This window comes from Paenibacillus doosanensis (assembly GCF_025060755.1).
Lineage (GTDB): Bacteria > Bacillota > Bacilli > Paenibacillales > NBRC-103111 > Paenibacillus_S > Paenibacillus_S doosanensis.
Genome location: NZ_JANYUY010000024.1, coordinates 38,726 through 58,592, shown reverse-complemented (window position 1 = coordinate 58,592; position 19,867 = coordinate 38,726). Strand labels below are relative to the sequence as shown.

The window sequence follows — 19,867 nt, the reverse complement described above, 5'->3', positions numbered from 1 at the left end:
GTTTTTCACGTAGACATTATATACACATATACTTCATTTACGGAAGTAGTGACATTTTATACACATAGTTTCCGAAAAGATAGTTTTGTGCTATAGTTGGTTTCAATCCATCTTATGAAAAGGAACGATGCCTGTGGAACCGGGTTGTGAGCAGCCGCTAGCGCTGACCAAAGGGACGCTCGGGGACATTTGTCCCATCGTCAAAGCGATAGAAGTGATTGGAACCAAATGGACGTTTCTAATTATCCGCGATTTGTTGATCGAAGGAACGATGAGGTTTAGCGATCTGCTGAAATGTCTGGACGGCATCAGCCCGAAGACGCTGTCGCTGCGCCTCCGCGAGCTGGAGGAGCACGGGCTCGTCACCCGCACCGTATATCCGGAGGTTCCGCCGCGCGTAGAGTATCGGCTCACCGACAAGGGGAAAAAGCTGGAGCAAATATTTATCGAGCTGAAGCGATTCGGACTGACGCTCTGACCGCATCGCCTCCCGGACGCCGGCTTCTTGGCGCCCCTGCCCGTTGATCGTTTGCAGGTATGCAGGCAGCACCGCCAAGCGGCAGCCGGGATACGCCCGGCTTATATCCCCGGTTTAGAGCGGCAGCGGCTCAATACCGAGCCGCTTGCGGAATTCGGTCGGCGTCTCCCCCGTATACTTGCGGAATATTTGACTGAAATACCTGGAATCCTGATAGCCTGCCTGCAGGGAGACCTCATAAATTTTCAGCCGCGGATTTGCCAGCAGCTCCTTCGCTTGCCGCACCCGAATCATCGTTACATACTCAAGGAAGCTCGTGCCGACCTGCTTTTTGAACAACCGGCTGAAATAGCTCTCGCTCATATGATAACGCTCGGCGATGCCTTGCAGCGTAATATCTTCGGCATAATGGCTTTGGATGAACGCTTCGATCTCCTCGAAGCCGCTTTTCTTCCGGGTTTCGCCCTGCTCCGCCAACAGCCCGTTCCATTCGGCCAGCATGGCGCGAAGCAGCTCCAGCGAACGTTCCAGCGTATGCTCCAGCCGTTCGGCGAAGGCGAGGAGAAAATCGCTCCCCAGCACGATTTCGCGCAGCTCATGATCGCGCAGCAGCGCCGAATACAGCGCGACGATAAATTCGAAGAAGCGTCTTCGCGCCTCCAGACCGTCCGGATACCGGTGAAGCAGACGAGAATACCATGCCGCCGTATGGGCTTCAATCGACGCCGCATGGCCCCATTTTACCAGATCGATCCATTCTTGAACGGCGTCTTCGCTCCCCGGCTCGTCCGCCTGCTCTCTCTCGATATCTTCATACCATATCCATGTCTCCCGGCCGAGAAAGACGGTCTGATACAACGCGCGCATCGCTTGCTGATAAGCCGCCGGAAGCGACTCGATGCCGGCGGTGAACAGAGCGCTGACCCCTATTACATAGCTTCGCGTTAAAACCGGCAGCCGCCTAAGCAGCGCTGCCGCAGACTCCATCAGCGCCTCGCGGCCGGTACGGCGATTCGCAATAAGCGCATAGCGGTTCTCGCTCATGCGGACGACCGGGAGCGCTGAAAGCTCCTGAGCCTGCTCCCTCACCTGCTCCAGCTGTCTCTCGCGCTCCGCGGACTCGCGGCATAGACCGTCCAGTTGTATCAACAGCAGCCGGTAAGGAGGAAATCCGTCTCCTTCCGCCCCCGCTTCCGACCATTCCCCATACTCGAGAAACAGCTCCTTCAGCGTCGGTCCGGCATAATCTTGCATCAACTCGTACAGCATCTTCTCCATAATTAGCGGATGCTCCAACTTGGCCCGGTGCTCCAGCCGTTCTTGAAACGAACGCCGGCTGCGCTCCGTATCCAGCTGAGACGTGATCCTCCCGATCACTTGAATGAGCTCGTCCGCATTGGTCGGCTTGAGCACGAAGTCCGCCGCCCCCAGCTTTACCGCCTTCTGCGCGTAGGCGAAATCGTCAAAGCCGGTAAGGAACACGATCTTGATCCCGGGCAGCCCCGCCGCGGCCTGCTCCGCTAACTGAATCCCATCCATCGCGGGCATGCGGATATCCGTAAGCACAATATCCGGCTTGGCCGTCAAAATCAGCTCGGCTCCCGTCCGGCCGTCAGATGCTTCGCCGATAATTTCACAGTTCAGCTCCTCCCAGGGAATCGTCAGCTTCAGCCCTTGCAGAACGAGCCATTCATCCTCCACAAGAAACACCTTATACATGTTGATCCTCTCCTGCTGTCCGCATGACGGGAATTTCGACCGTAACGGTCGTTCCTTGTCCTTCTTCGCTCCGAATGTCCAGGCGGTACCTGCCGCCGAAATACAGCTCCAGCCGCTTGCGCAAGTTTTCCAGCCCGATGCCGGTGCTGCGCCCGTCCGGCGCTTCATATTTGCCGCTTAATATCCGCTCCGCCCGCTCCCGGGGCATACCTGCTCCGTCATCGCTCACTTCAAAGCGCACTTTGTCGCCGACGCGCCGACCGCGGATCGACAAATGTCCTTTGCCCGGTTTGACCTCAAGACCGTGCGTCACCGCATTCTCCACGAGCGGCTGAATCAGCAGCTTCAGCGTATACAGCGGCTCAATCTCCTCATCGATCTCCAGCTCGGCTTCGAGCTTATCGCCGTACCGCATTTTTTGAATGACGAGAAAGTTGCGGATCTGCTGCATATCTTCCTTCACTTGAATGAACGGCTGGCCTTTGCGAATGCTGAAGCGCAGCAGCTCGCCCAGCGAAACGACCGTCTGGCTGATGTCGGGCAGCTTGTGGATGCGAGCCATCCAGTTGATGGAGTCGAGCGCATTGTACAGAAAATGCGGGTTGAACTGCGCCTGAATCGCCTTGATCTCCGCCTCCTGCACCATCAGCTGCTTCTTGTACACTTCGTCGATCAACTGCTTGATGCGAAGCAGCATCTTGTTGAAGCTAAGGCCTAGCTGTCCTACCTCATCCCTGTATTTGGACGGAAAAGCGACATCCATATTGCCGTTCTCGACCAAGTACATCAGCGACTTAAGCTTGCGCAGCGGCTTCGTAATCGTCACCGACAGCACGTAGGCGAGCCAGAACGTAACGATCCCGAAGCAGATGATGACGTACAGTGTCAGATTTCTGATGCTGCTGCTTTCCTTGGTCAGCATCTCTATCGGCACTACGCTGACCAGCTTGAAGCCCGTCATCTCCGACGTATCGTAGACGACCATCGCCGGCGGCGCACCGCTAACGCCCTGCAGCTCGAAGAAGCCTTTGCTGCCTGCCAGCACCTGATCGAGATAAGGCTCGTTCAGCTTCGTACCGACGATATGCTTGGACGGGGTGCTGGAGATGACGTAGCCGCCCCGGTCGAGAAGCAGCATTTGCCCTCCCGGCTGCAAATGCGCCTTATTGTATTTATCCGCCAGAGCGTTCTCCATAATATCGACGATCATATAGCCGAGCGGCTGGCTGGTCTCGATCTTCTTCAGCAGCCTGCCGCTGCTTAGAACGATGCCGAAGTCCTCCGTCTTCTTCATGCTGTAGTGGGTATCCCAGACAACATTGCCGCCGGCCAGGCTCATTTTGCGGAACAGCCCCCAGTTGACGTTGTAATCGTCATACTGGCTGGGCAGCAAATTTCCCGTAAAATAGCGATCGCCGTTCTCTCCCAGCAAATAAATCGCAATATTCCAGCTTTTGAAGCCGAGGAACGTTTCAAGCAAATCCTGAATCCGTTTCTCATCCTGATGCTTCTCCGCCAGCGGGCGGTCCGAGCTCTTCGATAGCACGTCCTGAATCTCGCGGTTGCTGTAAATATACATCGTTAATTGTTCGATATCTTTAACAAAATAGTTCAGGCTGTAGTTAACCTGGGACAGGCTTTCCAGAATCGTTTGGCAAACCTGCGTCTGTACGACCTGCGAGGATTTGTAATAGGAAAAGGTTCCTAATATCGACAAGGGAATGATGGCGAGCGGAAGAAAAAATATGATGAGCTTGTTTTGCAGGCTCGTCCCGAGCAGAAAGTGATGAAAGCGTGCCAGCAGCCGGCTTGCCATAACCCGATACCCTCCCGCCGATTAATCGAAGACCGCTTCGCCGGGCTCGCGCACTTGCCGGAACAGCAGCTCGATCTGCGATTCGGTAATTCGGTCGGTCGACAGCTGCGGCAAATCGTCAGGGGCAAAGAACCCGACGTCGCTCGTTTCGATGCTCGCCCGCGCCTGGCCGCCTGTCAATTCGCATTGGATGAAAATTTTGTAGATGTCGTAGGCATGAGGCGGGTGAGGATGCTTATTGCGGTCCAGCACCGCCAGCAGCCTTACCGGAGCGACGTCGTAGCCGGACTCTTCCTTAACCTCCTTCACGACGATTTCCCGCGGCGACAGCCCGATATCCGCCCAGCCTCCCGGCAAAGACCACCCTCCGTCGTTCTTCTCCTGTACCAGTAAAATTTTCCCGTCGCGAATGACGACTCCGCGAATATCCACTTTCGGCGTAGCGTAACCGCTTTCACCGGCAAAAAGATGATTTACCTGCCGAATATCCAGTCCCGAATAAGCAGCCATCATTTCGACGCTGATGGAGCGCAATTCCTCAAACCTCTCCAGATCGAAAGCGTCCCTGGAATAGGCTAACCCGGCCTGGGCAATCGCCTGAATCCGCTTGGCCCAGTCGATGCCTCTTGTATCCTCCGCCATGCTCCATTCCTCCTTCATACTTTGGGTATTATTGTAGAGGCAGATGCGCCAAGCGTCAATCGGGAGGTTCAGGAATCCGCTTGTTGATCCATCCATTTCCTGTTATTCTGGAAAAAATCGCATTCATACGGGAGAGTTATGCATGAAAGATTCGGTAACATTCTGGGGAACGGGAGATTCGATGGGCGTTCCGCGGGTATATTGCTCCTGCGATATATGCGACGAAGCGAGAGGGGCCGGTAGTAACCGGCGGTACCGTTCCTCTATTATGCTGCATGCGGGAGACAGCGAGCTGCTCGTCGACTGCGGGCCGGATTGGCGCGGTCAGATGGAACGCGCGGGCAAGCGTTTCGTAGAGCGGGTGCTGATCACTCACGCGCATTTCGATCATATCGGCGGGCTGCCGGAATGGGCCGACGCCTGCCGCTGGCTGAAGCGCAAAGGCCGGCTCTACGCTCCGCTGGAGGTGCTGCAGACGATCCAGAAGCAGTTTCCCTGGCTGCAAAACCAGCTTCAATTTCACGACTGCGCGGGCGGCCTGCAATGGGAGCATTGGCGCATCCGTCCTTGGCGGGTATGCCATGGCAAGAACGGATACTCTTACGCCTATCGGTTCGAACGGACCGCCGGTCCCTCCTATGCGTTCGTATACTGTCCCGACTCGATACGTCTGAGCGACGAAGAGAAAGCCCCGCTGTTCGGACTGCAGCTGCTCATTTTGGGCACCAATTTTTACAAGGAAGAAGCCGCTCCCGCGACCCGCTCCGTCTACGATATGGTCGAGGCGCTGGAGCTTATAAGCGAAATTTCTCCTGGGCGGGTCATTTTCACTCATATGTCCCACGGGGTGGACCTTGCCCGAAGCTATCCCCTACCATCGTTCGTTTCGCTTGCGCAAACGGGTCTTACGATCGAGCTGGAGCCGTCATAAGGAGCGAGATGGCTTCCGCGGCCGTATAAATTTACGAATATGATGCAACTTTCTTTGCCGGCGCGCCGTCATTCATGCAAGAAGACGAGGCAAAGGGGAAGTCTATGAGGAATCTCGCTGCATTATGTTTGATCATAAGCCTGCTGCTGGCCTGCGCCGCAGCCTGCAGCCGCGACAGCGACCCTGGCTCCCAAACCGCCAAGCGGTATGTTCAATCGCAAGGATATGAAGTAACGAAAGTCCGCGGCCTTGTAGAGAAATATACGCTGGATCGCGCCAAGCTGTACGGAGAAACTTCAACGCTGCCTTATCGGCAGTCATGGGGAGTGCAAACGGCCCGGCCCGAGGATTATTTCGGTCAAGACATATTGATTTATGCCTTCACCGTAAAGGGACATCCGCTGGAAAATATCTACCGTGTAAACACGAACGTTTATATTATGCTGTCCGGCGGCAAGGTAATAGGAGGATATTCGTTTCCCGATGCGACGGGGCTAGCCGGGGCCGTATATTCATTGGACGGCAAAACGCTGGAAGAAGTCACCGGCCTAAGCTTCCGGGAATGGCAAGACCAATGGAAGCGCAAATACGGCGATGGATCATAACGGAGGAGGAGTCCCGGTGCAGGATCAAACCAAGTATATCAAACAATATTCCGACGATTCGTTCTGGCTGAAGATGAAGAAATTCGCCAAAAAAGCGGGCGGCAAAGCCGTATACGCCGCGCTGCTCCTGTTCTATGCGCTGCAAAGCCCGAAGGTGCCGATGAAAGCGAAGGCCGTCATTATGGGGGCGCTCGGCTATTTCATCAGCCCGCTCGATGCGATACCGGACATTACGCCGGGTATCGGCTTCGGAGACGACCTCGGCGTTCTGGTCGGCGCTCTGCTGACCATTGCCATGTATATCGACGCCGACATAAAAGCCAAAGCGCGCAGCAAAGTTACCGCTTGGTTCGGCCCAGATGCCGAAGGCGATCTGACGGCGATCGACGCCAGGCTAGGGAAAGCGGAGGACAAGCCAAGTTAACGGGAGCGTCTCTTCGGCAGAGTTCTGTTCCCTCGATCGTTCAACAATGCAAAACAAGCCTCCCTACCCGCTGAATCAGCGTGCATGGAGACTTGATCGCTTCAGGTGCGGGGACCGGCTCACTCGTCGCCTTTTAGAAAATGAGCGCTTTCGCTATACTTCATCCCATAATCTGCGCACATTATCCAACCCCATCTTCGAACCGGCTATGCAGTCTTCCATTCCCTCGAACTCGACGGATATGTAGCCGTCGTAGCCGGAGCGCTTCACGATGCCGAGCACCTGGCGCATATCGATATCGCCGTGCCCGACGATCGCGCCGCGCAGATGGTTGCCTCCCGCCGTCTGGAACCAGCCCGGACCCGGATTCAGATGAGCCGGACGCCAATAGAAATCTTTCACATGAACCATCGAGGCGTACGGCATATTCTTTTGCACCGCAACGACCGAATTTTCGTCGGCGCACATGAAGTTGCCGATGTCCAGCGTCGTCCGGAAATTCGGGCGGTCGACCGCATGAATCAGCGCCTGAACCCTGTCGCTGGCTTGAATATAGTAGCCGTGGTTTTCCACGCTGGTGACAATGCCGTACTGCGCCGCATAATCGGCAATCTGTCTGCACGCCGAAGCCAGCGGCTCCAGATCCTCCTGGAAGCGGATGATGGAATTATCCTTGCGGGAAGCAACGTCATGGCGCATCCGCTTCACCCCAAGCCCGTGAGCGATATCCACTTCGCGCTTCACGCGCTCGATCTCGCTCTCGTATTGCTCGCGCGTCTCGGTAATAAAATTGGCCCCGATCGCATAATTCGACACCTCGATGCCCGCCGCGGCGGCCTTCTCCCGTATCGCATCGATCAGCTCAGGATTGTCCGTCAGGCTGAAGCCGATAGGCACGATTTCGACATGCTCCCCGCCGTTCTCCGCAATCCAATCGATCCCCCCGAGAATATCCATTTGCTGCGACCGAATCGCGCGTACCAAGCTATATGAGCTTAAACCTAGCTTCATGGCGCATGTTCCTCCCTTACCCCTATCCCGGGCTATTAGTTATCGTATCGGACTTCGCGGCCCGTCTCGGCCGATTCGTAAATGCCGCATAATATTTTCATCAATTCCACGCCGTCTTCCACAGGGCTGATCGGCTCCTTGCCGGCAGCGCAGCTGTCGATAAAGAAGCGGATTTCGTTCTGGAACGCCGCCGTTACGTTAAGCCCCTTCTGGTCGGTTTGCGGCGTAATATTCAGTATCGTGTCGTGCTTCTCGGATACGAGATGCATCGCCGGTTCGAGCTCAAGACCGCCTTTATCGCCGAACAGCTTCACCACGGTTTCGTCCTGCTTGGCATGCAGCGTAAAGCTGACGTCGACCATCAGCGAAGCTCCGTTATCAAAGCGGATAAGCGCATTGGCCATATCCTCGACGGTATTTTGGCTGGCGTCATAATCGGCGGCCTTGTAGAAGGACAAGTTCCGGACGTTCGCCCGGTTGCCCAGCTTCCGGTAGGTGTTGCCGCTGACGGAGACAACCTTCGGCCGGCCCATCAAATACCAGCATATGTCGATGACATGCACCCCGATATCGATAAGCGGACCGCCGCCGGAGCGTTCCTTGTCCGCAAACCATCCGCCCGGGTTGCCTAAGCGGCGAATGCATGAAGCCTTGGCATAATAAATGTCGCCGAGCTCCCCGTTATCGACAAAGCTCTTCATCAGCTGCGCGTTGGCGTCGTAGCGGCGCACGAAACCGACTTGGAGCACCTTGCCGGATTCCCGAACCGCCTGCTGAACGTTCAGCGCTTCTTCTACCGTACGGCATAACGGCTTTTCCACCAATACATGCTTCCCTGCCTGCAGAGCCGCGATGCTGATCTCGGCATGCGTGTTGTTCCAGGTGCAGACGCTAACCGCGTCGACCTTGGGGTCGGCGAGCAGCTTGCGATAATCGTCATACACCTCGGAAGCCCCGTACTTCTCCGCCTTTTCCTGCGCTCTCGCCTGATTCAAATCGCAAATCGCATAAATTTGCACCGCATCGCCGAGCTTTTGATACGCTTGCAAATGCAATTCCGAGATCGAGCCTGCTCCGATAACTCCTACATTTAGCTTGGTCAATTTGAATCCGTCCTCCCTTATGATCGGCTGCTCGCTTGAGCAAATGAATAATGAACTATATAATCAAACTATCATGATTGATTCAAAGAAGGAATGCATGCCATGATCAGTTACATGGATTATAAGATCAGTCGACAACCGATTCGCATCGTCGATCTCAAAGTAGATCAAAGCATCCTGAAAGTAAAATCGCTTCACTTGATTAACGTCGGGCATATTCCCGCCAGAATCCATTACCGGAGTCAAGCGACCTTCACTTACTGGGCTATCGTCTATATTTCCGGGGGCTCGGGAACGTACCGGGTGAACCGCGGCGAGAATCAGACGGTGCGGCAGGGGAGCTTCTTTCTGCTTTATCCGGGGGCTGTGTTCGATTACGGTCCCGGTGAAAACGAGCATTGGGACGAGCATTACTTCACTATCGAAGGAAAGCGCATTCAGGAGTGGCTGAACACATGGCTCACCGAGCCGGATCGGGTTCGCAACACCGAAGAAGAGCAGCTCACGAAGATTAACCGGATTTTCATGCTGATGGAAACCGGCATTCCGAACAATATCGACAGGGCGGCGCTGCTGGTCGAAGCGATGCTGCTGGACTTGATCATGAGCTCTGAAACTCCCCCCAAAATAACGAAAGCCGAAAATGCGCTCGGCCTGATCGAAGCGATTTCGGATTATGTATATCGTCCCTTCGATGCCGGGGAGCTGTGCGAAAGGCAGCATATTTCATTTCCGACTCTGAGGCGGATCGTCAGCAAGTATACCGGTTACCCGCTTAACGAATATGTGCATCGTCTGAAGATGGCCGAGGCGAAGAACATTTTGCTCAATACGGATCAGTCGCTCAAGGAAATCGCCGCGTCCCTCGGTTATCACGACGTGTTTTATTTTTCCCGCCTGTTCAAAAAGTTCGTCGGCGTATCGCCGAAGCTGTTCCGCGGCACCGTATGAGGCGGTACAAAGCGCTGTTCGGTAAAAATCGCGCTAACCGCCCGGACAGCTTCCTTCCGCGAAACGGTTGAAATCGGATTCTTTGGAATTATTTTTTCGCTTTTATGTGGAGAGAATCCGCTTTCAAAGGCGAACGCTTACGCTTTTCCAGATTCAAATGGCCCCTCCGCTCTTTTTTCACCAGGCTTTTAGTTCCCCCCATTATCCTGCCGGTATCCTCTCATGATATTTCCCAAAATGGCACATTCTAATATACGACTCTGTACGCGTAGACGTCTGTTTGCAAGCCCTCATCAATCTCGCTGTAAAGGCAGGTGGCATCAACCAGCTTGCTGCCGCAAAGCGTAACTATTCTTATTATCGACATAAAGGGCGTTTGCCATTGACAAATTCCTCCTTCCTGGAATACTATATGAACATATACTCATATATTCATACGCTCATTTATGGAGGTACATCTATGGAAACATTCGATCGGCCGCAAGGGCCGGATTCAAATGTCCGTTCGCTGGACGAAGAAACCTTATTCATGGTGTCCCAGACGTTCAAAGCGCTGTCGGATACGACGCGCATTCGCATTTTATATTTATTGTCGCAAAAAGAATGCTCGGTTAACGAAATCGCCGAAGAGCTGTCTCTTCTGCAATCGACCGTGTCGCATCAACTGCGCTTTCTGAAAAATCTGCGCCTGGTGAAATTTCGCAGAGCCGGAACTACATTATATTATTCGCATGATGACGAGCACGTGATGGATTTGCTGAGCGAAGCGATTCATCACGCCAGCCACGATTAGCCGGCCGGCTACAGCCGGTTGCCGGATACCAAGCGTGAAATGAGGGGAATACGATGCTGGAATATAGAGTAAAGGGTTTGAGCTGCGCGAACTGCACCCGGGAGATGGAAGAGCAGATTCAGCGGCTGGAGCACGGAGGAAGCGCGACGCTTAACTATAACAGCGGAAAATTGAAGATCGACCCGAAGGTAGCCTTGCCCGAGGTTCAAAAAATATTGCGGTCGGACGGCGCCTCCATCGATTCGGTAGCGCCGCGGTCGATTCGCGCCGGGGCCAAAGGGGTAACCATGCAGCGCGGGCGTGGGGCAAGCGGAACGGCCGAGGCCGCTCTAGGGCAGAGCAAGGAGCAGGTAAGCGCGGCGCTGGAGACCGGCTGCATAGGCTGCGGCGCGGACCACGACCATTCCCGCGGCGAACATCATGGAGCGCATGCCCATGCGGACGGGGAGCGATTATCCGACGATGCCGCTCATGATCATGCTGTGACGCACAGCCATTCGGCCGGACAGACCGCCGCATCGCATCATGCTCGCAAGCATGATCACGAGCATGGCGCGGCGCATGAACACATGCATGATCACGAGCATGGCGACGACGACCACGGGCATGACCATTCCCACGCTCATGGAGGGGCGTCGATTGTAAGGCAGCTCGTCGTTTCCGCGGCGCTGTACGGGGCGGCTTTGCTGCTCGAAGGACGCATTCCCGGCTTCGTCAGCATCCTGCTGTACGTCGCAGCCATCGCGCTTAGCGGATACGGCACGTTCATCAAAGGCTTGAAGCGGCTGGCGCGGCTGCGTTTCAATATGGACACGCTGATGACGATCGCGCTGATCGGCGCCGTCAGCATCGGCGAGTGGAAGGAAGCGACGATGGTCGCGATTTTATTCGGAATCAACGAATTTCTCGAAGGCATCGGCATGGAAAAGGCGCGCCGCTCGATGGAGACGCTGCTGCAGGTCGCTCCGAAGCAGGCGATGCTCGTCGAGAACGGCATAGAACGGCTCGTGCCGATCGAATCGCTGCAAGCGGGAGATACGGTGCTGGTAAGAGCCGGCGAGAAAATTCCGTCGGACGGTTACGTGCTCGAAGGCATCAGCTCCGTCAATGAAGCGGCGATTACAGGTGAATCGCTGCCGCTGGACAAATCGGCAGGAGACCGCGTATTCGGAGGCAGCATCAACCACGACGGGGCGCTGCGCATTCACATTGACAAAGCTTATGAAGATTCGTCCTTGGCGCAAATATTGCACTTGGTGCAGGAAGCTCAGGAAACAAAGACGCCTACCGAGCTGTTTATTAACCGGTTTGCCAAGTATTATACGCCGGCGATTATGATCATCGCCCTGCTCGTCGCTCTCTTCCCTCCACTCTTTTTGAACGGGGACTGGAGGCAGTGGCTCTACCAAGGGCTCGCCGTTCTCATCGTAGGCTGCCCTTGCGCCTTGATTTTGGCATCGCCAATCGCGATTGTCGCCGGTATTACGCGCAATGCGCGGCACGGCATTCTGGTCAAAGGCGGCGTGTTCCTGGAGCAGCTCGGCCGTATCGATACGCTCGCCTTCGATAAGACGGGGACGCTTACCCGCGGCGAGCCGCATGTCGAGCAGACCGTCGTCTATGACCGCGACGAAGAGCGGTTTTACCGGGTGGCGGCGGCGATCGAGCAAGCGTCGTCGCATCCGCTGGCCAAGGCGATTGTGCGCGAGACCGGCAAGCGCGGCGTGCAAGCGTCGGCCCCGGAAGAGGTTACCGCCGCTTCCGGCCTGGGCATTCAAGCTACGCTGGGCGGCGAGCGGTATTGGCTGGGCAACGAAGCCAACATCAGTCACGTCGCTATGCCGGATGAGGTGAAGCGCGACATCGAGCGCTTCAAAGCGAGCGGCCTGACGCTCGTGATCGTCGCCGACAGCCGCTCGGTGCTCGGGCTGTTCGGCATCGCCGACGAGATCCGCCCGGAAAGCGCAAGCGTCGTCGCAGCGCTGCACCGCCGCGGCATCCGCCGCACGGTGATGCTGACGGGCGATCACCCGCAAACGGCGGAGAAGGTTGCCCGCGCCGTCGGCGTCACTTCCTTCGTCGGCGGGCTTCTGCCCGAAGACAAGGTTGCGAAGATCCGCGAGCTGGGCCGCGGCGGTCGCGTGGCCATGGTCGGCGACGGCATTAACGACGCCCCGGCGCTGGCTACAGCCGAGCTCGGCATCGCGATGGGCAAAGGCACCGACAGCGCCATCGAGACCGCCGATATCGTCCTGATGCAGGATCATCTCGGCAAGCTGCCGGAGGCGATCTCGATCGCCCGCCGCACCAACCGTATCATCCGCATTAACATTACGATAGCGATGGGACTTAAGCTGGCGGCGCTGCTGCTGACCATTCCCGGGATGCTGACGCTCTGGTTTGCCATCCTGTCGGATATGGGCGCTACGATTATTATTAGTTTGCTTAGCTTAACCATGCTAATCGAACGAAAAGAAAAGAAATGAAATGAAGCTGCGGCAGGGCCGCCGCCGTTGGCGGCTCCCGATCGGCACAAATACTATAGGGGCGCTTCCGCTCAGCCGTTTTACAGCCGGCGGGAGGCGCCCCTTCTTCTCGTTTCATTGCATTTGCGATTTTGTGTTTTTTCCGCCGGGATGCCGGCCACGGCTATGTTCACTCCATCCATAATATGGTACGATGGGGAAAATCCACTTCAGTAAGGAGCGGATCCTTATGCACCCATCTCTTTTGGCGATCAAACAATCTATGGTTTTTACCGGACAACTGGAGAGAGACATCATCGATCTGCTTACGTTATACAATTGCCCCAGAACGGCGGAACATAGCCTGCGGGTCGGCGACGAAGCCGCAAGATTGGCCGCCCGGTTTAACGGCGATACGGAACACGCCCGCACCGCCGGATTATTGCACGACATCAGCGCCATCATCCCGAACAGCGACCGCATCCGGTTCGCCCGGGAGCTGCATATCGACATTCTTCCCGAAGAATCCGCCTTCCCCATGATCATTCACCAGAAGCTCTCCCGCATTATCGCCCGCGATCTGTTCCAAATTCGCGACCCGTCGATTTTAAACGCTATCGGCTGCCATACGACTCTGCAAGCCGATCCGTCGCCACTGGATTTGATTGTTTTCGTAGCGGACAAAATCGAATGGGATCAGCCCGGAACGCCTCCCTACCTCGATGCGCTGCTCAAGCGGCTCGATGTTTCGCTGGAGAGCGGCGCCTTCGTCTACATCGATTATTTGTGGCGGCAAAAGGAACGCTTGAAAGTCATCCATCCCTGGCTCTCCGACGCCTACCGTCAGCTAAAGGCTAATTTAGCGGATGCGGACTGACGCGAAGGAGCTTTTGTCCTCATGCCCGAAGCAAGAATATGACGAAGAATGGAGATTAAGGCAGGACCAGAGAATGGACGGAACGTTTCCCGTTTCCCGACTTTCCCGCCGTTCTTCGCGACATTCAAATTCTTTATCAATCCCGGCTGGAGGCAAAAAAAGTCCCGTTTCAACTGAATATAAGGTAAGCGATTCAAACGCTGCTTGCGATCAAAGATTATAAAAGGAGATAGTCTATTATGGCCATTATCGTACAGCATAAGGAGTCAAGGAAATCGTACGTGTTAATCGGCACGGGGTACGGCGCTTACAAATCCATGATGCCCGGCGTGCTGGGAGGAAGCATGTTCCCCCGCGAAGAATCGGCTGAAATTCCGACCGCCGCCGTCAGCGACAAATATGGAACGATACATTGGATACTCACCGACCAGCTCCAAGTGGTGGAGATTGACGGACGCCCGGTAGCCGACTATTTTCTGCCGGTTGCCAGCCGCGGCGAAGAATCCGGCAGCCTGTCTGCCGCAGACGAAGAAGATGACAGCTGCCCCGCCTGTGGATTCCGGATCGCGTGCAGCGCCAGAGAGTGCCCTTCCTGCGGGCTTGTTTTCATTCCAGATGAGCAGGAAAGCTAAAGTCTATTAAAGCTATGCGCTTTCCATTACAGCAAAAATAGGCCAACTTTCGTTGGCCTTACGGGCGATGGTTGCATCGCCCGCTTGCTCCTGCCCGAACACCTCGCCGTCAGCTGTGCGTTGCATGGTTTCGCACAACGATCTGCATGCTTAAGCGGACGTATTAGGGACGATGATGACCGGAATTTCAAGAAGGACACTCTGCCCTAACCAATCCGTCGCCCGAATCCGAATGGCCAGCGTAACTTCCTCCGTATTCGAGATCGGAAATTCATTCTCGATAAATAACGGCCCGTCAAAGCTTGCCCTGATCCCGTACTTCTCTCTTAGTTCCTGCCCGTTTTCTATTGTGATTGAAGCTCTGCGGTCGCTTAGATAATCCCATACCAGATAAGGATAAGATTGATTGATCCCATCCTGAAACCGGACTTCATCCGGCGTTCGGATCACTTCCAGAGCAGGCGCCGGGTTGACTTCAACCGGGAAAGACAATACCGTGCTTTTGCCGTGCTCGTTCGTAGCTTTAACGTGCAGAACCGTCGACGTCCGCACATTGTCGGGGAAATATGCCCCCATAATTTGCAATTGATTTCCGTTCACGATATTCGCGTTCACATCGCCTGCGATATTCGGGTCCGGCAGCAGCTCATAGGACAAGGACTGTCCGTTAAAATAGCTGTTTGTCAAATAGATAGTATAAGGCTCTTCCGCCATGCCGTTAGTCACTTCAATCGTTTCCGGCTGCTTGTCGGGCACAGGGGCGTCATAACCGGTAACGAACTTGATGACGAATTCTTTGCTGATGCCATTTGCCGTGTTGGTGCCTCTGATTTTCAATGAAACGTCACGCGCCGATTCATTCAGCACAAGCTGAGCCTGCGCCGTATTCGGCTCTTCAATGACAGGACTGACGGCGGCTCCTTCCAACTGCCCCGCATATTCATACGAATCGGCCTCTATATCGCCAAAAAACACGGCCAGCTCCAAACGGATCGGCGGCTCCTCGGATTGCGGCCATTCGATGGTCATCGAATCGATCGTCCGGACGCTGATATTCAGTGTCGCGCTTTTGCCGTAGCTGTTCACCGCCCGGATCTGGATTACGGCAGGCTCATCCGCCCCTTCCCCGATCCCGGATATCACCAATTTTCCCGACTTGTCGTTAATGGATGCCTCAATGTAATCAGGCATAGCCGCTATGCTATAGGATAGCTCGGATTCGTCATAGAAGTAGTCCGACACATATAATGTCTGGACTTGGGTAATATCTCTCACCCATTCGACGGGCGTCGGAGGATCATACACTTCCGGCGCGGGATAAGAATCCGGGTCCTCAATTACTTGCAGAGGTATCGAAAGCAGGACGAAATTGCCGTACTGGTTGGCCGCTCTAATCTGTACATAGGCAGCCGTTCCCACATAGTCATGCAGAGAGCCTTCCGGCGTTACCGTCAACCTACCGTCCTCCTCGCCAATGACGGCATGCACGTAAGAAGGCGCATCGACGACGCTGTAGCTCAACCGTTCGATCGTCATTGTCTTAAAGTAAGCTGCCATTTCAACGGTCTGCGGCTGCTCCTCCCCGTCTTTCAGCGTCACAGGATCAAGCGGAACCTCCCGGACGATAGGAACGGGATAGTCGATCCCGATAGGGATACTCACCTCGGCGGTTTGCTCGAATCGATCCAGCGCCATCACCCGAATCGCCGGTGCCGCGGGCTGCCGCTCTTCCGGGCTAACCTTTGTAATCGTAAGCTCTCCGCTGCGCCCGTCGATGCTTGCATCGATGAAGCCGGGCATCCCGGAAATCGCATAAGTCAATGACTCCCCATCCTGCTTGAAATAGCCGGCAACAGAGACGGTCTGCCGCTCGGTAACGCCCATCTGCCAAGCGACGGCGTCAGGCGTACCGATTACAACCGGCGGATTTACCGCTTGCACGCGAAGCTCCAGCCGGATCGCTGAGCTATAGCCGTTTGCGTTCATCGCCAGTATCCACAAATATTCCGTTCGCTCCGCATTATCCGGGTAGTTCGCTCCGTACAGCGTCAATACGCCGCTTACAGGATCGATCGCCACATCCATATACTGGGGAATTCCCGTCAAGCTGTAAGTTAACGGCGTGGGGTCGCTGAAGTACGTTGACATCGTTACCGTCTGCGCCGCTCCTTCTTGTCTGTTCACCACTGTCAACGGGCCCGGGGTACCTGTCACTTGCGGCGGCTGCGGAATCGGAGGCTGCTCCGACGCCTGCACGCGAAGCTCCAGCCGGATCGCTGCCCCGAGACCGTTCGCGTTCGTCGCCTGTACCCATATATACTCCGTACGGTCCGCATTGTCCGGGAAATTCGCTCCGTACAGCGTCAATACGCCGCTTACAGGATCGATCGCCACATCCATATACTGGGGAATTCCCGTCAAGCTGTAGGTTAACGGCGTAGGATCGCTGAAATACGTTGACATCGTCAACGTCTGCGGATCGCCCGCTTGTCCGTTCACCAGCGTCAGCGGACCCGGCGCGCCTATTACTAGCGGCGGCTGCGGAATCGGAGGCTGCTCCGACGCCAGGACCTTCACGATCACGTCCGCCGATGCGCTTTGCCCGTAAGGATTCGCTGCCGTAACCTGGAAGCTCGCCGTCATCGTATCGCTAAGGGGCTGCTCCGCCCTGACGGTTAACAGTCCCGTAGCGGAGTCGATGGAAGCCTTCAAATACTCGGGGACGTTATGCAGACTGTAGCTCAACGGCACGCCGGACGGATTGCTGAAATAGGCCGACATCGCTGCCGTCTGCGGCGCATTTTGCCCGCTTTGCAAGATGAATGCTCCCGGGCTGCCTACAGCAACCGGCGGTTCAACCGGATAACGGGCCGCATTGAAAGGCTCGATTCCTTGCAGCAGCGTCGTTACATCCCCCGCTCCCGTCACATTCCCGGAATAATTCGCCATGTACCCCGCTACGTCCGCGATATCGATACGATTATCGCTTCCCGCATCCAGTACGTGAACCTTAAATCGGTTAACGACTTGATCACCGCTTGTGATCGTAATCGTGGAAGCTCCCGCTTCCTTGCCGTTCAAATGAATGTAATTGGGTACAGCCGGCGAATACGTCGCTTCCACGACGCTGCTGGCGGAACTATTGACCTTGAAAGCTTCCATACCGCTTAAATCTATGATTTTCTCCGAGTTTTTGGCTATCACCGTATCTTGAATAGGATAAAGAACCGCAGCCGCAGTAGACGGCGGCGGAGAAGCCAAAACAACGGAAGGTACGGCAAGAGCGGATAACGCCGCCGCAACCGCCATCTGGACCGAACGCTTGGATGCCATGAAATTTCCACCTCAATTAAGTTCCAATTTAATGTAATTATCGTTTATTTTATCATACGAACTATTAAAAAACAGTAGATTCGATTCTTTCATTTTGAAGCCTCTTTTTTTCCTCAACAAAACCTTTAAATCCGCTTAACCTGTACTTTACATCCGCCCGTTATACTGAGTGAGGCAATTGAACATGAGCGCCGCCGTCCGGCTCGCCGCAACGGTTCGAGTGCGATCAAGGTTAGGAGTGAATGATGTATGAGCCTCATGCCCAAAGATCTCGAAGCGCCGTCCGCCGTATGGCCCAAACGCGGCCGTATCGCGAGCGTCCGCAGCCTGCGCCGCGCGCGCCGGAAGGAGAAGGACCATCTGCTCGCCTATTTATTCTTAGCTCCTTCTCTACTGCTGTTCGGCGTATTTCTATTTTACCCGCTGATCCAATCCGTATATTTAAGCTTGCATTTGACGGACCCGAGAGGACGGATCGCCGCCTTCGCGGGGCTGGATAATTTTCGTGAACTGCTGCTGTCGGAAAAATTTTATCAAAGCCTGCAGGTGACTTTGTCCTTCACCCTGCTGACCGTGCCGACGGGGATTATCGTCGCCCTGCTGCTCGCGGCGCTGTCTCACAATAAGCTGCGCGGAATGCGCGTCTTCCAATTCGCGTTCTCGCTGCCCATCGCCATTTCGGTCGGCACCGGCTCCGTCATCTGGATGATGCTGTACCACCCAAGCGTGGGTATCCTGAACTATCTGCTTAGCCTGATCGGCCAAGCTCCGAAGGGTTGGCTGACCGACCCGGCTCTGGCGCTGCTCTCAGTCTCCGCGATGACCGTGTGGATGAATCTCGGCTTCAACTACATCGTACTGCTGAGCGGGCTGCAGGGCGTCCCCGAGGATATTTACGACAGCGCCAAAATCGACGGGGCGGGACCGCTGCGAACCTTCGTCCGGCTCACGCTGCCGCTCATTTCGCCGACGATCTTTTTCGTAACGATCGTATCGATCATCGGCGCTTTCCAAACGTTCGGACAAATGCATATTTTGACTCGGGGCGGACCTATGAATTCGACCGATGTCGTCGTCTATAACATCTATCAGGATGCCTTCGTCAACTTTCGGTTCGGCATCGGGAGCGCACAGGCGTTGGTCCTGTTCGCCATCATTTTGATTCTAACGTTCGTCCAGTTCAAATTTTTCGAAAAGAAGGTGCATTATCAATGACATCGAAGCAGCTTAACGGGATCGTCTACATCCTGCTCATCATCGCTGCGGCGCTGGTACTGTACCCGGTTTTCTTTACCGTCTCCTCCGCTTTCATGACGCCTGCCGAATCGTCGGCCTACCCGCCGAAGTTCGTGCCGGGCAGCCTTTATTGGGATAACTTGATCAAAGTGACGCAGACCGTCCCGATTTTCAAGTTCATCACGAATAGCCTGCTCGTCTCCGCCGCCATTATGCTCGGTCAGATCGTCACCGCGAGTTTGGCCGCCTATGCTTTCGCATATTTGAAATTCGCCGGCAAAAGCGTTCTGTTCGCCGTGTTTCTGTCGACCATGATGATTCCTTGGGAAGTGACGATGATCCCGAACTATTTGACTGTGAAAAGCTGGGGCTGGCTCGACACCTACGAAGGTCTCATCGTTCCGTTTCTTGCCAGCGCCTTCGGGACGTTCCTGCTGCGGCAGTTCTTCATGCAGCTGCCCTCCGAGCTGTTCGAAGCGGCCCGTATCGACGGCTGCGGCCATCTGCGCAGCTTCCTTCGCATCGTGCTGCCGCTGTCCCGCCCTGCCCTCGCGACGCTCGGAGTGTACTCCTTTCTCACCCACTGGAACATGTATTTGTGGCCTCTGCTGATTACGAACGACGAGAAGATGCGCACCGTGCAGATCGGCATCAGCATGCTGCAGTTCGAGGAGATGACATCGTGGAATCTCGTGCTGGCGGGCGTCACCATCGTTATGCTGCCGTCCTTGCTGCTGCTGGTTCTCGGCATCAAACAGCTTGTACGCGGCTTGACCGCAGGAGCATTGAAAGGATAGCGCCATGAATGAATAACATAACCCGAAGCTTGGTGAAAAAGCGCAAGCCGCCAA

17 protein-coding genes are annotated in these 19,867 nt (G+C 55.3%); 11 read left to right on the top strand and 6 right to left on the bottom strand.

From position 1 onward, the window contains the following. Positions 1-133 precede the first annotated feature (133 nt). Positions 134-478 (top strand): winged helix-turn-helix transcriptional regulator, encoded by a 345-nt coding sequence (locus N0M98_RS18025; protein WP_249860797.1) that lies wholly within the window; start codon positions 134-136, stop codon positions 476-478. 114 nt (positions 479-592) lie between these two features. Here the strand turns inward: N0M98_RS18025 and N0M98_RS18020 are convergent, their stop codons facing one another. Genes N0M98_RS18020 through N0M98_RS18010 form a run of 3 tightly spaced genes read right to left on the bottom strand, consistent with a single transcriptional unit; the run spans position 593 to position 4,655 of the window. After that, on the bottom strand, positions 593-2,197 hold the full coding sequence (locus N0M98_RS18020) for a helix-turn-helix domain-containing protein (protein ID WP_259618737.1): 1,605 nt from the start codon (positions 2,195-2,197) through the stop codon (positions 593-595). Further along, entirely contained in the window at positions 2,190-4,013 is a 1,824-nt protein-coding gene (locus tag N0M98_RS18015; RefSeq protein WP_259618736.1) for a cache domain-containing sensor histidine kinase, read from the bottom strand. The genes N0M98_RS18020 and N0M98_RS18015 overlap by 8 nt, the downstream gene beginning before the upstream one ends. A 21-nt stretch (positions 4,014-4,034) precedes the next feature. Then, the gene (locus tag N0M98_RS18010) at positions 4,035-4,655 is read right to left on the bottom strand and encodes an NUDIX hydrolase (RefSeq protein ID WP_249860794.1); all 621 of its coding nucleotides are present in this window, start codon (positions 4,653-4,655) and stop codon (positions 4,035-4,037) included. Between the two features lie 142 nt (positions 4,656-4,797). On the opposite strand from N0M98_RS18010, the gene N0M98_RS18005 reads away from it, so the two are divergent. From N0M98_RS18005 to N0M98_RS17995, 3 genes are all read left to right on the top strand, one after another. Beyond that, on the top strand, positions 4,798-5,586 hold the full coding sequence (locus tag N0M98_RS18005; RefSeq protein WP_249860793.1) for an MBL fold metallo-hydrolase: 789 nt from the start codon (positions 4,798-4,800) through the stop codon (positions 5,584-5,586). A 104-nt stretch (positions 5,587-5,690) separates the two neighbouring features. After that, positions 5,691-6,191 (top strand): hypothetical protein, encoded by a 501-nt coding sequence (locus N0M98_RS18000; RefSeq protein WP_259618735.1) that lies wholly within the window; start codon positions 5,691-5,693, stop codon positions 6,189-6,191. Between the two features lie 16 nt (positions 6,192-6,207). Beyond that, positions 6,208-6,615: a YkvA family protein gene (locus N0M98_RS17995; protein WP_310943947.1), complete on the top strand. Its 408-nt coding sequence runs from the start codon at positions 6,208-6,210 to the stop codon at positions 6,613-6,615. A 153-nt stretch (positions 6,616-6,768) separates the two neighbouring features. On the opposite strand, the gene N0M98_RS17990 is transcribed toward N0M98_RS17995, so the two are convergent. Together N0M98_RS17990 and N0M98_RS17985 are read right to left on the bottom strand one after the other, a co-directional pair. Further along, positions 6,769-7,626, bottom strand: coding sequence for a sugar phosphate isomerase/epimerase family protein (locus N0M98_RS17990; RefSeq protein ID WP_259618734.1), 858 nt, complete (start codon positions 7,624-7,626; stop codon positions 6,769-6,771). Positions 7,627-7,661: 35 nt separating this feature from the next. Then, positions 7,662-8,729 (bottom strand): Gfo/Idh/MocA family protein, encoded by a 1,068-nt coding sequence (locus tag N0M98_RS17985; RefSeq protein WP_249860789.1) that lies wholly within the window; start codon positions 8,727-8,729, stop codon positions 7,662-7,664. A 102-nt stretch (positions 8,730-8,831) separates the two neighbouring features. On the opposite strand from N0M98_RS17985, the gene N0M98_RS17980 reads away from it, so the two are divergent. The 5 genes from N0M98_RS17980 (at position 8,832) to N0M98_RS17960 (ending at position 14,447) form a co-directional block, all read left to right on the top strand. Beyond that, positions 8,832-9,680, top strand: coding sequence for a helix-turn-helix transcriptional regulator (locus N0M98_RS17980; protein WP_259618733.1), 849 nt, complete (start codon positions 8,832-8,834; stop codon positions 9,678-9,680). A gap of 460 nt (positions 9,681-10,140) precedes the next feature. Next, complete coding sequence (locus N0M98_RS17975) at positions 10,141-10,473, top strand: ArsR/SmtB family transcription factor (RefSeq protein ID WP_249860787.1); 333 nt, start codon at positions 10,141-10,143, stop codon at positions 10,471-10,473. A 53-nt stretch (positions 10,474-10,526) separates the two neighbouring features. Continuing rightward, on the top strand, positions 10,527-12,959 hold the full coding sequence (locus N0M98_RS17970) for a heavy metal translocating P-type ATPase (protein ID WP_259618732.1): 2,433 nt from the start codon (positions 10,527-10,529) through the stop codon (positions 12,957-12,959). A gap of 229 nt (positions 12,960-13,188) precedes the next feature. Further along, positions 13,189-13,815 (top strand): bis(5'-nucleosyl)-tetraphosphatase (symmetrical) YqeK, encoded by a 627-nt coding sequence (gene yqeK / locus N0M98_RS17965; protein WP_249860785.1) that lies wholly within the window; start codon positions 13,189-13,191, stop codon positions 13,813-13,815. Between the two features lie 239 nt (positions 13,816-14,054). Continuing rightward, on the top strand, positions 14,055-14,447 hold the full coding sequence (locus N0M98_RS17960; protein WP_249860784.1) for a hypothetical protein: 393 nt from the start codon (positions 14,055-14,057) through the stop codon (positions 14,445-14,447). 150 nt (positions 14,448-14,597) lie between these two features. Here N0M98_RS17960 and N0M98_RS17955 read toward each other — a convergent pair whose 3' ends face one another. After that, positions 14,598-17,780 carry a hypothetical protein gene (locus N0M98_RS17955; protein WP_259618731.1) on the bottom strand — a complete coding sequence of 1,061 codons (3,183 nt, stop codon included), beginning with the start codon at positions 17,778-17,780 and terminating at the stop codon, positions 14,598-14,600. 258 nt (positions 17,781-18,038) lie between these two features. Here N0M98_RS17955 and N0M98_RS17950 point away from each other — a divergent pair, with 258 nt between their 5' ends. Both N0M98_RS17950 and N0M98_RS17945 read left to right on the top strand, forming a co-directional pair. Beyond that, a complete protein-coding gene (locus N0M98_RS17950; protein WP_375295501.1) occupies positions 18,039-18,995 on the top strand; it encodes a carbohydrate ABC transporter permease in 957 nt (318 codons plus the stop codon). Then, on the top strand, positions 18,992-19,813 hold the full coding sequence (locus N0M98_RS17945) for a carbohydrate ABC transporter permease (RefSeq protein WP_249860781.1): 822 nt from the start codon (positions 18,992-18,994) through the stop codon (positions 19,811-19,813). Before N0M98_RS17950 ends, N0M98_RS17945 begins: the two co-directional genes overlap by 4 nt. Positions 19,814-19,867: the final 54 nt, after the last annotated feature.

Excerpts from the sequence above, each read along its gene's own strand:
- N0M98_RS18020 (WP_259618737.1), bottom strand. The coding sequence starts at position 2,197 with ATGTATAAGGTGTTTCTTGTGGAGGATGAATGGCTCGTTCTGCAAGGG.
- N0M98_RS18015 (WP_259618736.1), bottom strand. The coding sequence starts at position 4,013 with ATGGCAAGCCGGCTGCTGGCACGCTTTCATCACTTTCTGCTCGGGACG.
- N0M98_RS18010 (WP_249860794.1), bottom strand. The coding sequence starts at position 4,655 with ATGGCGGAGGATACAAGAGGCATCGACTGGGCCAAGCGGATTCAGGCG.
- N0M98_RS18005 (WP_249860793.1), top strand. The coding sequence starts at position 4,798 with ATGAAAGATTCGGTAACATTCTGGGGAACGGGAGATTCGATGGGCGTT.
- N0M98_RS18000 (WP_259618735.1), top strand. The coding sequence starts at position 5,691 with ATGAGGAATCTCGCTGCATTATGTTTGATCATAAGCCTGCTGCTGGCC.
- N0M98_RS17990 (WP_259618734.1), bottom strand. The coding sequence starts at position 7,626 with ATGAAGCTAGGTTTAAGCTCATATAGCTTGGTACGCGCGATTCGGTCG.
- N0M98_RS17980 (WP_259618733.1), top strand. The coding sequence starts at position 8,832 with ATGATCAGTTACATGGATTATAAGATCAGTCGACAACCGATTCGCATC.
- N0M98_RS17975 (WP_249860787.1), top strand. The coding sequence starts at position 10,141 with ATGGAAACATTCGATCGGCCGCAAGGGCCGGATTCAAATGTCCGTTCG.
- N0M98_RS17970 (WP_259618732.1), top strand. The coding sequence starts at position 10,527 with ATGCTGGAATATAGAGTAAAGGGTTTGAGCTGCGCGAACTGCACCCGG.
- yqeK (WP_249860785.1), top strand. The coding sequence starts at position 13,189 with ATGCACCCATCTCTTTTGGCGATCAAACAATCTATGGTTTTTACCGGA.
- N0M98_RS17960 (WP_249860784.1), top strand. The coding sequence starts at position 14,055 with ATGGCCATTATCGTACAGCATAAGGAGTCAAGGAAATCGTACGTGTTA.
- N0M98_RS17955 (WP_259618731.1), bottom strand. The coding sequence starts at position 17,780 with ATGGCATCCAAGCGTTCGGTCCAGATGGCGGTTGCGGCGGCGTTATCC.
- N0M98_RS17950 (WP_375295501.1), top strand. The coding sequence starts at position 18,039 with ATGCCCAAAGATCTCGAAGCGCCGTCCGCCGTATGGCCCAAACGCGGC.
- N0M98_RS17945 (WP_249860781.1), top strand. The coding sequence starts at position 18,992 with ATGACATCGAAGCAGCTTAACGGGATCGTCTACATCCTGCTCATCATC.